Origin of the sequence: Streptomyces caatingaensis (assembly GCF_001187435.1) — a bacterium.
Classification (GTDB): Bacteria; Actinomycetota; Actinomycetes; order Streptomycetales; family Streptomycetaceae; genus Streptomyces; species Streptomyces caatingaensis.
On record NZ_LFXA01000018.1, the window covers coordinates 535334 to 546746 of the forward strand.

Annotated in this window: 12 protein-coding genes; 7 read left to right on the forward strand and 5 right to left on the reverse strand. The window is 73.7% G+C overall.

All coding sequences use genetic code 11. The annotated features are described in order from the left end of the window. Positions 1 to 150 precede the first annotated feature (150 nt). Positions 151 to 624: an Lrp/AsnC family transcriptional regulator gene (locus tag AC230_RS29065; protein ID WP_049719304.1), complete on the reverse strand. Its 474-nt coding sequence runs from the start codon at positions 622 to 624 to the stop codon at positions 151 to 153. Positions 625 to 745: 121 nt separating this feature from the next. On the opposite strand from AC230_RS29065, the gene hppD reads away from it, so the two are divergent. Together hppD and AC230_RS29075 are read left to right on the forward strand one after the other, a co-directional pair. Beyond that, positions 746 to 1891 carry a 4-hydroxyphenylpyruvate dioxygenase gene (hppD, locus tag AC230_RS29070; RefSeq protein WP_049719305.1) on the forward strand — a complete coding sequence of 382 codons (1146 nt, stop codon included), beginning with the start codon at positions 746 to 748 and terminating at the stop codon, positions 1889 to 1891. 96 nt (positions 1892 to 1987) lie between these two features. After that, positions 1988 to 3355 (forward strand): FAD-binding oxidoreductase, encoded by a 1368-nt coding sequence (locus tag AC230_RS29075; RefSeq protein WP_049719306.1) that lies wholly within the window; start codon positions 1988 to 1990, stop codon positions 3353 to 3355. 81 nt (positions 3356 to 3436) lie between these two features. On the opposite strand, the gene AC230_RS29080 is transcribed toward AC230_RS29075, so the two are convergent. Beyond that, on the reverse strand, positions 3437 to 3847 hold the full coding sequence (locus AC230_RS29080; RefSeq protein ID WP_049719307.1) for an SsgA family sporulation/cell division regulator: 411 nt from the start codon (positions 3845 to 3847) through the stop codon (positions 3437 to 3439). A gap of 341 nt (positions 3848 to 4188) precedes the next feature. Here AC230_RS29080 and AC230_RS29085 point away from each other — a divergent pair, with 341 nt between their 5' ends. After that, the gene (locus AC230_RS29085; RefSeq protein WP_049719308.1) at positions 4189 to 5622 is read left to right on the forward strand and encodes an RDD family protein; all 1434 of its coding nucleotides are present in this window, start codon (positions 4189 to 4191) and stop codon (positions 5620 to 5622) included. Positions 5623 to 5705: 83 nt separating this feature from the next. Further along, a complete protein-coding gene (locus AC230_RS29090; protein WP_049719309.1) occupies positions 5706 to 6386 on the forward strand; it encodes an RDD family protein in 681 nt (226 codons plus the stop codon). Here AC230_RS29090 and AC230_RS29095 read toward each other — a convergent pair. Continuing rightward, entirely contained in the window at positions 6372 to 6665 is a 294-nt protein-coding gene (locus AC230_RS29095; protein ID WP_049719310.1) for a hypothetical protein, read from the reverse strand. The two genes, AC230_RS29090 and AC230_RS29095, sit on opposite strands and share 15 nt — an antisense overlap. A 382-nt stretch (positions 6666 to 7047) precedes the next feature. Between AC230_RS29095 and AC230_RS29100 the strand changes: the two genes are divergently transcribed. Beyond that, positions 7048 to 7383, forward strand: coding sequence for a hypothetical protein (locus AC230_RS29100; RefSeq protein WP_049719311.1), 336 nt, complete (start codon positions 7048 to 7050; stop codon positions 7381 to 7383). A gap of 815 nt (positions 7384 to 8198) precedes the next feature. Here the strand turns inward: AC230_RS29100 and AC230_RS29105 are convergent. Both AC230_RS29105 and AC230_RS29110 read right to left on the reverse strand, forming a co-directional pair. Further along, positions 8199 to 8792, reverse strand: a complete 594-nt coding sequence (locus AC230_RS29105; RefSeq protein WP_049719312.1) for an isochorismatase family protein — start codon at positions 8790 to 8792, stop codon at positions 8199 to 8201. Positions 8793 to 8902: 110 nt separating this feature from the next. After that, positions 8903 to 10231, reverse strand: coding sequence for a nicotinate phosphoribosyltransferase (locus AC230_RS29110; protein ID WP_049719313.1), 1329 nt, complete (start codon positions 10229 to 10231; stop codon positions 8903 to 8905). A 112-nt stretch (positions 10232 to 10343) separates the two neighbouring features. Between AC230_RS29110 and clpS the strand changes: the two genes are divergently transcribed. Both clpS and AC230_RS29120 read left to right on the forward strand, forming a co-directional pair. Next, on the forward strand, positions 10344 to 10703 hold the full coding sequence (gene clpS / locus AC230_RS29115) for an ATP-dependent Clp protease adapter ClpS (protein WP_049719314.1): 360 nt from the start codon (positions 10344 to 10346) through the stop codon (positions 10701 to 10703). Continuing rightward, positions 10703 to 11302, forward strand: a complete 600-nt coding sequence (locus AC230_RS29120) for a DUF2017 domain-containing protein (RefSeq protein ID WP_049719315.1) — start codon at positions 10703 to 10705, stop codon at positions 11300 to 11302. Before clpS ends, AC230_RS29120 begins: the two co-directional genes overlap by 1 nt. The last annotated feature ends 111 nt before the right edge of the window (positions 11303 to 11413 follow it).

Here is an 11413-nt window from a genome sequence, read left to right on the forward strand (position 1 = left end):
CCGCTCGTTCCCGTCGTTCCCGAACGCGGAGCGCGGTAGCGGGCCCGGGGCGGAGCCCCCGGGTGGGGTGCGGGGCGGGGCCCGGGCCCGTCGTGCGGAGTGGCGGGTCGTACAGGGCGGAGCTCCTGTGGAAGAGGGTTGGGGTGGGGGTCAGTCGTCGGCGCCCGCGGCCTCTCGCACCAGGGGGATGATCCGCAGCGGCACCGCGTTCTCCATCACGATCGCCGTGGACGCCCGCACGATGCCCTCGATGCCGACCACCTTGTCGATCACCCGCTGGAGATCCGCGTTCGAGCGGGCGACGAGCCGGCAGAGCATGTCCCCGTGCCCGGTGATGGTGTGCAGCTCCAGCACCTCCGGCACCCCCGCCAGGTGCGTGCGCACGTCCGCCCCCTGCCCCTGCCGGATCTCCAGCGTGGCGAAGGCGGTCACCGGATAGCCGAGCGCCGCCGGGTCCACGTCCGGCCCGAAGCCGCGGATGACGCCCTGGGACAGGAGGCGGTCGAGCCGCGCCTGTGCCGTGCCGCGGGCGACGCCCAGGCGGCGGGACGCCTCCAGGACGCCGATGCGCGGCTCGCGCGCGAGCAGTTCGATGAGCCTGCCGTCCAAACGATCGATCGCCATGATCTTCCCCTCGTGGGCATCCTGTACAGAACGTCCGGCGTTACCGGCGGTGCACTGTGCAGATTGCCCAGCCGATGCACGAACTATTGCGCACCTTGTGGATCGGCGAGACGCTGCGGCCATGACGCAGACCACGGATCACACCTCTGACACCGCACGGCAGGCCGACCCCTTCCCGGTCAAGGGGATGGACGCGGTGGTCTTCGCCGTCGGCAACGCCAAGCAGGCGGCGCACTACTACTCGTCCGCCTTCGGCATGAAGCTGGTCGCCTACTCCGGACCGGAGAACGGCAGCCGGGAGACGGCGAGTTACGTCCTGGAGTCGGGCGGCGCCCGGTTCGTCCTCACCACCGTGATCAAGGCAACGAGCGAGCGCGGCCGCTTCCTGGAGCGGCACGTGGCCGAGCACGGCGACGGCGTCGTGGACCTGGCGATCGAGGTCCCGGACGCACGGGCCGCGTACGCCTTCGCGGTCGAGAACGGCGCACGCGGCCTGGAGGAGCCGTACGAGCTGAAGGACGAGCACGGCACCGTCGTCCTCGCCGCCATCGCGACGTACGGCGAGACCCGCCACACGCTCGTCGACCGCTCCGGCTACAACGGCCCCTACCTCCCCGGCTACACGGCCGCCGAACCGATCGTGACCCCGCCCGAGCGGCGCAACTTCCAGGCCATCGACCACTGCGTGGGCAACGTCGAACTCGGCCGCATGGACGAGTGGGTGACCTTCTACCACAAGGTCATGGGCTTCACGAACATGAAGGAGTTCGTGGGCGACGACATCGCCACCGAGTACTCCGCGCTGATGTCCAAGGTCGTCGCGGACGGCACCCGCAAGGTGAAGTTCCCGCTCAACGAGCCGGCCGTGGCGAAGAAGAAGTCGCAGATCGACGAGTACCTGGAGTTCTACGGCGGGCCCGGCGTCCAGCACATCGCGCTCGCGACGAACGACATCGTCGCGACCGTGCGCCAGATGAAGGCGGCCGGCGTCCAGTTCCTGGACACGCCCGACTCGTACTACGACACCCTGGGCGAGTGGGCGGGCGAGACGCGCGTCCCCGTCGAGACGCTCCGCGAGCTGAAGATCCTCGTCGACCGCGACGAGGACGGCTACCTGCTCCAGATCTTCACCAAGCCGGTGCAGGACCGGCCGACGGTCTTCTTCGAGATGATCGAGCGGCACGGGTCGATGGGCTTCGGCAAGGGCAACTTCAAGGCGCTGTTCGAGGCGATCGAGCGCGAGCAGGCCAAGCGGGGGAACTTGTAGGGGATCCGGCCGCCGCAGGACCGCGCCGCCCCGCCCGCACGCGCGGGCGGGGCGGCGATCTTCCGTGTGCGCGGCGGGCGGTGGCAGAGTGAACACATGGGCGACCTGATCCAGCACCTCCGCGAAGGACTCCCCGCCAACGCCGTCCTCACCGACCCGGACGTCACCGCCTCCTACGCCAACGACATGGCGAGCTTCTGCGCCGCCGGCGCGCCCGCCGCCGTCGTCCTGCCCCGGACGACGGAGCAGGTCCAGCACGTGATGCGCACCGCCACCGCGCTGCGCGTCCCCGTCGTCCCGCAGGGCGCCCGCACCGGGCTCTCCGGGGCGGCCAACGCCACGGACGGCTGCATCGTCCTCTCCCTCGTCAAGATGGACCGGATCCTGGAGATCGACCCGGCCGAACGCATCGCCGTCGTCGAACCGGGCGTCGTCAACGCCGTCCTCTCCCGCGCCGTCGCCGAACACGGCCTCTACTACCCGCCGGATCCGTCGAGTTGGGAGCAGTGCACCATCGGCGGCAACATCGGCACCGCCTCCGGCGGCCTGTGCTGCGTCAAGTACGGCGTGACCGCCGAATACGTCCTCGGACTGGACGTCGTCCTCGCCGACGGCCGGCTGCTGACCACCGGCCGCCGCACCGCCAAGGGCGTCGCGGGCTACGACCTGACGCGGCTGTTCGTCGGCTCGGAGGGCAGCCTCGGCGTCGTCGTACGGGCCGTGCTCGCGCTCAAGCCGGCGCCGCCCCGACAGCTCGCGCTGGCCGCCGAGTTCCCCTCCGCAGCGGCCGCGTGCGAGGCGGTCCGCCGCATCATGGCCGACGGCCACGCCCCGTCGCTGCTGGAGCTGATGGACCGGACGACGCTCCGCGCCGTCAACTCCCTTGCGGACATGGGACTTCCGGAGACCACCGCGGCCCTGCTCCTCGCCGCCTTCGACACCCCCGACCCCGCCCCGCACCTGGCCGCCGTCGGCGAGCTGTGCACCGCCGCCGGGGCCACCGAGGTCGTCCCCGCCGACTCCCCCGCGGAGTCCGAACTCCTCCTGCACGCACGGCGGATGGCGCTGCCCGCGCTGGAGGCGCTGCGCCCGGCCACGATGATCGACGACGTCTGCGTCCCGCGCTCGCGCCTCGCCGACCTCATCGACGGCACCGCCGCCATCGCCGACAAGCACGCCCTGACCATCGGCGTCTGCGCCCACGCCGGCGACGGCAACACCCATCCCGTCGTCTGCTTCGACCCCGCCGACGAGGACGAGGCCCGCCGCGCCCGGGAGTCCTTCGACGAGATCATGGCCCTGGGGCTGGAACTCGGCGGCACGATCACCGGTGAGCACGGGGTCGGCCTCCTCAAGAAGGACTGGCTGGCGAGGGAGGCGGGCCCGGTGGCCATGGAGATGCAGCGCGGCATCAAGGCGGTCTTCGACCCCCTGGGGCTGCTGAACCCCGGCAAGGTGCTCTGAGCCGGGACGCGGGCCGGGGGCGCCGCCGCGCGGGCCGCCGCGCGCGCCGCCCGCGGGGCGTCCCGCCCTCGCCGCCCGGCCCTACGCCCCCAGCAACTCCCGCAACCCCTCGTCCAGCGCCAGCCACTTGCCCTCCGCGCCCCGCTCCACCAGACGCAGCGTGCTCTCCAGCCAGGTGCGCACCGCGGGGGCCGGCGCCTCCAGCAGCGCCTCGCCGTCGGGCGACGACAGCGCCACGCACACCACCGTCCGCCCGCCCGACGAGCCGGGCCACACCCGTACGTCCCCCGAGCCGCAGGCCCGGTGGACGCCCTCGGCCAACAGCTCGCGCGCGAAGGTCCAGTTGACCGGCGACCGCGAGGTGACGTGGAAGGCGATCCGGACCGCGTACGGGTCGTCGGCCCGGTAGCTCAGCCGCGCCGGCACCGGAATGCTCCGCCCCGGCTCCAGCACCAGGTCCATCTCCAGGTCTCGTTCCACCACGGCATGCATGAAGTGCGCCCTCTTTCGTCCTCTGTCCGCCGCGCGGCCCTCACGACCGGGCCCCGCACCAGGACAGAGCGGACCGGCCCCGCGCCATGACGCGACTTCGCGCCGCGGCGCCTCCCGGTCGCACGTGTGAGTGGTCCCGTCGGCGTCACGTCCACGCAGAGGGGAGCCGTCTGGTAGACCTGTTGGCTGCGCCCCGGGTTGTCTTTTGCGCATAGAGGTCACATGGACGTGCGCCCGCAGTCGCGAGCACCGGACCCGGAGCGGTACACAGGACACCACGCCAGTGCGGCAGACTGCCTGACATCCCAGCACGGCCGAACAGATACGGGACACCGGAGACCATGAGCGCACCCATCCCGGGATCCGCCGACGGCAGCCCCAGCCAAGGCTATTACCCGGACCCGTCCATCCCCGGCTACATCCGCTACTGGAGCGGCACCGCCTGGGTCCCCGGCACCAGCCGGCCCGCGCCCGCCGAGGGCGAGCCCCTGCCCGGACCGCCGCCCGGCCTCGCCCCCGCGCCGCTGCCCGCCCTCGCCGCGCCGCGGCCCGTGCCGCCGTCCCCCTCGCTGGCCGGCCAGGGGCGGGACGAGACGGGGCCCGTGTTCTTCGACGAGGAGCGGCTGCCCGCGCGGCGCGAGCCGGGGGCGTGGGGCGGAGAGCCGTCGGCGTCCGCCGCGCACGGTCCGCGTGTGCCCGGCGCGGGGCCCGTGGAGCCCGTTCGCGAGGGGACGATGGACCTCGGCGGCCGCAAGCCCGGGCCGGTGCCGTCCGGGCCGCGGGTCCACCACGGGCCGTCGGCCCTGGCCCCGGCCGAGCCGCAGCCGCAGGGCCCGTGGCCGGAGGAGGGCCGGCGGCCCGGCCCGGCGCAGCAGCCGGGGCACCGGACCGCGGCGGGGCGGCCGGACGGTGGGGTGTCCGGGGGGCCGTGGTCCCCGCCGCAGGGGCTGTCCCCGCAGCAGCTTCAGCAGCAGCCCGCACCACAGGCGGTGCAGCAGCCTCAGCATCCTCAGCGGCACCCGCAGCCCCATTCCCAGCCCCAGCCCCATTCCCAGCCCCAGCCCCAGCATCAGTCCCAACTCCAGTCCCAGCCTCAGCCCCAACTCCAGCCGCAACCGCAACCCCAACCGCAGGGGCAGCTTCAGCCGCAGGGGCAGCCGCAGCCTCAGCCGCTGCCCGCCCCGCAGGCGGCCGCCGCGCCGCTCGCCGTGCGCGAGGGCGGGGTGCCCGCGCCCTGGAAGCCGCCGACGGAGAACCCCTTCCTCCAGGCCGCCCGCCAGGAGGGCCGCCCGGCGGGGCTGGGCCGGCGGCTGGCCGCGCGGCTCGTCGACACGGCCGTCCTCGGCGGCGCGCTCGCCGCCCTCGCGGTGCCGCTGTGGGGCAAGTCCGTCGAGCACATCGACGAGAAGGTGGACCGCGCCAAGCGGTCCGGGCAGACCGTGACCGTCTGGCTCCTCGACGGCACCACGGGCACCTATCTGGCGATCGTGCTGGCCGCGCTGCTGGTCGGCGGGGTGCTCTACGAGGCGCTGCCGACCGCCAAGTGGGGCCGCACGCTGGGCAAGAGGCTGTGCGGGGTGCGCGTGCTCGACATCGAGTCGCACGACACCGCGTCGTTCGGCGCGGCGCTGCTGCGCTGGCTGATGTACAGCCTGCCGGGGGTCCTGGGGGTGGGGCTGCTGGGCGTCGTGTGGTGTCTGTTCGACCGGCCCTGGCGCCAGTGCTGGCACGACAAGGCGGCGCGGACGTTCGTGGCGTCCTCCGGCGGCGCCTGACCGCCGGGGCGGTCGCCGGTGAGGGCAACTCGAACGGCATACGGGCGGATGCGGCGTCCGGGCCGCCGGGTTCTACTCGGGCCATGAGCACGGACCAGCCGCAGGACGACGACCCGTTCCGCCAGAAGCCGCCGGGCGACCTCCCGCCGTACGGGCACGCCCCCGGCAACGGCCCGCCCGCCGGCGGACCGTACCCCGGCGGGCCGTACGGCGGCGGCCCGGGGCCCGGCGGTCCGTACGACACGGGCGGACCGCCGCCGCCCGGCGGCCCCGGCGGTCCCTACGGCGGGCCGGGCGGGGCGACCGACCCGCTGGCGGGCATGCCGCCGCTGGGCAACCGCTTCAAGCGGCTGGTCGCCCGGGTCATCGACTTCCTGATCGTCTCGATCCCGGTCAGCCTGGTCTACTCGGCCTTCACCTGGAACAGCTGGGATCCCTACCGGGACAACACCAAGAACACCGGCCTCAGCATCCTCATCGCCATCGTCTACTTCCTCTACGAGGGGCTGATGCTGACGGCCCGTGGCCAGACGCTCGGCAAGATGGCGCTGCAACTCCGGGTCGCCGTGCTGGAGAACGGCGCCGTCCCGCAGAACGGGCCCGGCTGGGTCCGGGCCGCGGTCTACTGCCTGCCGTGGATCGTGCCCTGCTGCGGCTTCGTCTTCTGGGTGATCAATGTGCTGTGGTGCACCTGGGACCAGCCGTACCACCAGTGCATCCACGACAAGGCGGCGAAGACGGTCGTGGTCTCAACCGTGCAGTGAGTGCTCGCCCACCCGGGCGGGCGCCGACCCCGCGCGCTGCCGCGGGGCGCGGGGACCCCGGGCCACCGTCCGCGGCGGCCGCGCCGCCCGGGCCGGGCGTGGGCTCCGGCGGGGGAGCGGCAGGAGGGAGGCGACGACGAGCCCGAGCGCGAGGGCGCCCAGGACGACGACGGCGACCCCGGTGGCCGAACTCGTCCCCGACAGCAGGAGCATGGCGAGGGTCGACAGGACGACGGTGACCGAGCCGTAGGCGATCTGTGCTGACGTCGGACGCGGCATGACGGGATCCGTCCTCGGGGGGATGGTGGGGTGCAGAGCCGACACGTACGTACCGCAAAAAGACTCTACGGTCCTGTCTGCCCGAGCGGAACCGCCGACAACCGTGCGCTTGCCCGCGGTGAGGTCGCGCCGGGGTCGCGGCGGCGCCGGGGGGCGCTCGCGCTTGCCGACGCGCTTACTGACACCACCGGTCGGGGCGGGGTGTCACCGGTGGTGTCCCGGGTCCGGAACGGATCCCGGCCGTCCGCTCGCTGGGTTATTGTTTCCGCAGGTCAAAAGCGTTTTTTCGGAATCCCCTGGCGGGGTGCCGGGGTTCGCGGTTGGATGCTTCCGGTGGTGTCCTCTTATTGACACGAGTGCTCCGGCGGAGGGTGGTCGCCCGATGGCAGGCGGTGGTTTCGTCAAGCTCCCGGACGGGAGTGTGGTCGTCGCCCTGTCCCTTCCGTGTCCGTCCGGCGACGGAGCGGGGACGACCGGGGAGCGGGTACGGGTCCTCGTCCACGCGGCCAACCGGGCGCGGGCGCTCACCCGCGTCCGGAATCTGGGGCTCCGGGCCGTGTACCTGCGGGGGAACAGCGAGCCGCCGTCGCCCGACGAGATCAGCGCGGCGCTGTACCACCCTGAGGGGCTGGTGTGGCGGGCCGTGCCGGGGGATGAGACGGAGTCCTGGCATCCGATAGGGCGGTTGCTGCGGCCTCGGCGGGGGCGGGCCGCGTAGCTTTTTTCTCTCCCCGCCCTGCCCTTTCACCGTTTCCGCAGGGGCTGCGCCCCTGGGGCGGACCGCCCTGCCGCGCGGGCGAGGCGGGTCCGCGCTGCCGCGCGGTGGCGGGGGCTACGCCCCCTGCACCCCCTTGCGGGGCTCTGCCCCGGGGTCGGGCCGCGCTCCGCGCGGCGGGCGGGGGGGCTCCGCCCCCTGCACCCCCTGATCGCGGCTCCGCCGCTCGTCCTCAAGCTCGCCCAGAGGGGGTACCCCCTCTGGGCGAGCTTGAGGACAACCGCTCGGAGCGCGGTTGCGGGGTCCGGGGCGGAGCCCCGAAGAGGGGGCCAGGGGGCGCAGCCCGGGGGGCGCAAGGGGCGAAGCCCCGAGCCGCCTGCGCGGGGGGGCACCGGTCCCCGCCCCACCTGCGTGGAGCGCGCCGCCCCGCTCACCGCGGCAGCGTGCGGTCCCGCCCCGCCGGCGCAGAGCGCGGTCCGGTCCGGGGCGCAGCTCCCGGAAGGGGGCCCAGGGGGCGCAGCCCCCGGTGGGGTGCAGGGGCGAAGCCCCGCCACCGCGCGGCTTCGCGCGGCTTCGCGCGGCTTCGCGCGGCTTCGCGCGGCTTCGCGCGGCTTCGCGCGGCTTCGCGCGGCTTCGCGCGGCTTCGCGCGGCTTCGCGCGGCTTCGCGCGGCTTCGCGCGGCTTCGCGCGGCTTCGCGCGGCCGCGCGCGCGCGCCCGCGCGGAGCCGCGCGGTCCCGCCCCGCGCGGAGCGCGGTCGGGCCCCCGGGGCAACAGGCCCGCAGAAACGGTGAAAGGGCGGGGCGGGGAGAGAAAAAAGCTACGCCGCCGCGACCACCGGCGAGCCCGCCAGCTTCACACCCGCCCGCCGCATCTCCTCCACCGCGGAGGCCACCGTCTCGCGGGCCACACCGGCCGTGAGGTCGAGGAGGACCGTGGTCGTGAAGCCGAGGCGCCGCGCGTCGAGGGCGGTGGCGCGGACGCAGTGGTCGGTGGCGATGCCGACGACGTCCACCTCGTCGACGTCGCGCGCGTGCAGCCAGTCCTCCAGCGACGTCCCGTTCTCGTCGGCGCCCTGGAAGGCGCTGTAGCCCGCTGCGTAGGCGCCCTTGTCGAAGACGGCGGCGATCGCGCCGGAGGCCAGGGCGGGGGCGAGGTTGGGATGGAAACCGGAGCCCTCCGTACCGGCGACGCAGTGCACCGGCCAGGAGTCGACGTAGTCGGGGTGGTCGGAGAAGTGGTCCCCGGGGTCCACGTGCATGTCGCGGGAGGCGACGACATGGGCGTACCCGGCCGTGGCCTCCCCGACCAGGTCCGTTATGGCCGCCGCGACGTCGGCGCCGCCGGCCACCGGCAGGGCGCCGCCCTCGCAGAAGTCGTTCTGCACGTCGACGATGATCAGTGCACGGTTCATGGCGCTCGATCCTTCGGTGAAATGGCCCTCGGCCGACGGTGCGGATCGGCTCTCTGTGACCGAGGGTAGTGAGTCCCGTGGGGCGATGGGAGGAGGAGCACAGGGGGCGGTCAGAGGTACTCGGTGGGCAGCACGGGCTCCCCCCTGGACAGCTGCGTCGCGGAGAGCGGCAGGACCGAGCGGGCCGCGATGTGCCGTTCGCGCGCCGCGTCCAGCGGCTCGCGGCCGACGACGCTGCCGCCGCGGACGAGCTCGACCAGGAGCTGCCGGTCCACGAGGTCCGCCGGTACCGGCCCGGTGCCGACGACCTCCGCCTCGGCGACGCCGTCGGCGTCCAGCCGCCGCGCGGCCCACTTGCGGCCGCCGATCGACATCTTGCCGCCCATGGACTTCTTGGCGACCGGCCGCAGCGGCGCGTCCGGCCCGTCCCCGTCGGCCCGGGCGACGAGCTTGTAGACCATCGAGCAGGTCGGGTGGCCGCTGCCGGTCACCAGCTGGGTGCCCACCCCGTAGGCGTCGACGGGCGCGGCGGCCAGCGAGGCGATCGCGTACTCGTCGAGGTCGCTGGTGACCACGATCTTCGTCTTCCGCGCGCCGAGGTCGTCGAGCTGCTGGCGCACCCGGTGGGCGAGCAGCAGCAGGTCGCCGGAGTCGATGCGGACGGCGCCGAGCTCGGGCCCCGCGATCTCGACGGCCATCTTCACGGCCTCCTGGACGTCGTAGGTGTCGACGAGGAGGGTGGTGCCGCCGCCCAGGGAGGCGACCTGGGCACGGAAGGCGTCGCGCTCGCTGTCGTGCAGCAGCGTGAAGGCGTGCGCACTGGTGCCGACGGTCGGGATGTTGTAGCGGAAGCCGGCGGCGAGGTCGGAGGTGGAGGCGAAGCCGCCGACGTAGGCCGCGCGGGCGGCGGCGACGGCCGCCAGCTCGTGGGTGCGCCGGGCGCCCATCTCGATCAGCGGCCGGTCGCCCGCGGCGACCGCCATCCGGGAGGCGGCCGCGGCGACGGCCGAGTCGTGGTTGAGGATGGAGAGGATCACCGTCTCCAGGAGCACGGCCTCGGCGAAGGTGCCCTCGACCCGCATGACGGGGGAGCCAGGGAAGTAGACCTCGCCCTCCGGATAGCCCCGGATGTCGCCGCGGAAGCGGTAGTCGGCGAGCCAGGCGAGGGTGGGCTCGTCCACGATCCCGAACCGCTCCAGGAACTGGAGGACGGCGGGGTCGAAGCGGAAGTTCTCCACCGCGTCCAGGACGCGCCCGATGCCGCCGACCACGCCGTAGCGCCGCCCCTCGGGCAGCCGGCGGGTGAAGACCTCGAAGACCGAGCGCCGGTCGGCGGTCCCGGCGCGGAGGGCGGCCTGCACCATCGTGAGCTCGTACCGGTCGGTGAAGAGCGCCGTCGACGGCACAGCCACCGGCAGCCCCAGGTCCGCAGCGTTCACTTGGCCCCTACCTCGCATTTCCGTTCCGATGACACCCGGATGCTACCGCCATTACTCGTCAGACTGACGATTTCGGGGGCCGTTTGTGCGCGCGGACCGGCGAGGTGGCAGCATGGAGTCAGTGGGCGGACCGCCGCGGGGCGGCGGAGAAGCGAGGTGTGGAGCCGGCGTGAGTGTGGCACCTGTCGAGATCGAGCGTCCGGAGACGGGCGAGTCCCCCTTCGCCGTGACCGAGCCCGATGTCCCCTGGGTCACCCTCGTGCACAACGACCCCGTGAATCTGATGAGCTATGTCACCTACGTCTTCCAGACGTACTTCGGCTACTCCAAGGACAAGGCCCGCAAGCTGATGCTCGACGTCCACCACAAGGGCCGCGCCACCGTCTCCAGCGGCACGCGCGAGGAGATGGAGCGCGACGTGCAGGCGATGCACGGGTACGGGCTCTGGGCGACCCTCTCGCAGGACCGCTGATGGCCGGGCACTTCGAGCCGCTCCCGGGCGGCGGGGCCGCCATCGCCCTGGACGAACTGGAGATCTCCATCCTGCGCAGCCTCGCCGTGCAGCTCCTGGAGCTGATCGGGCCCGAGGACGGGGCCGCGGGGGCGGAGGGGGACGATCCGCTGGCCCGGCTGTTCGCCGAGGGGCCCAGCGAGCCGCCGTCCGACCCGGCCCTGGCCCGGCTCTTCCCCGACGCGTACGGCGCGCCCGGCGAGGAGCCGGACGAGCGGGCGAAGGCGTACGCGGCCGAGTTCCGCCGCTTCACCGAGAACGACCTGCGGGCGCGCAAGCGCGAGGACGGCCTCGCCGTCGTCCGCTCGCTGGACGGGCTGACCCCCGCCGGCGACCGCGGCGCGGTCCTGCGCCTCACCCCCGAGGCCTCCCGGCAGTGGCTGGGCACGCTGAACGACCTGCGGCTGACGATCGGTGCCCGGCTGGAGATCACGGACGAGGACGAGAGCGAGGCCCTCTTCCGGCTGCCGGACGACGATCCCCGCAAGCCGATGGTCATGGCGTACCTCTGGCTCGGCGGGCTCCAGGAGACCCTGATCGAGACGCTCGGGCCGCGCTGATCCGGATTTACGCCTTCCGATCTCCGTCCGCTGGGCGAACGCCTCCGTCCGGATAACGATCGCATTACCGAGTGGCGGCTCTCGCCCCTCGTTATTAGGTTTGTCCCGCTT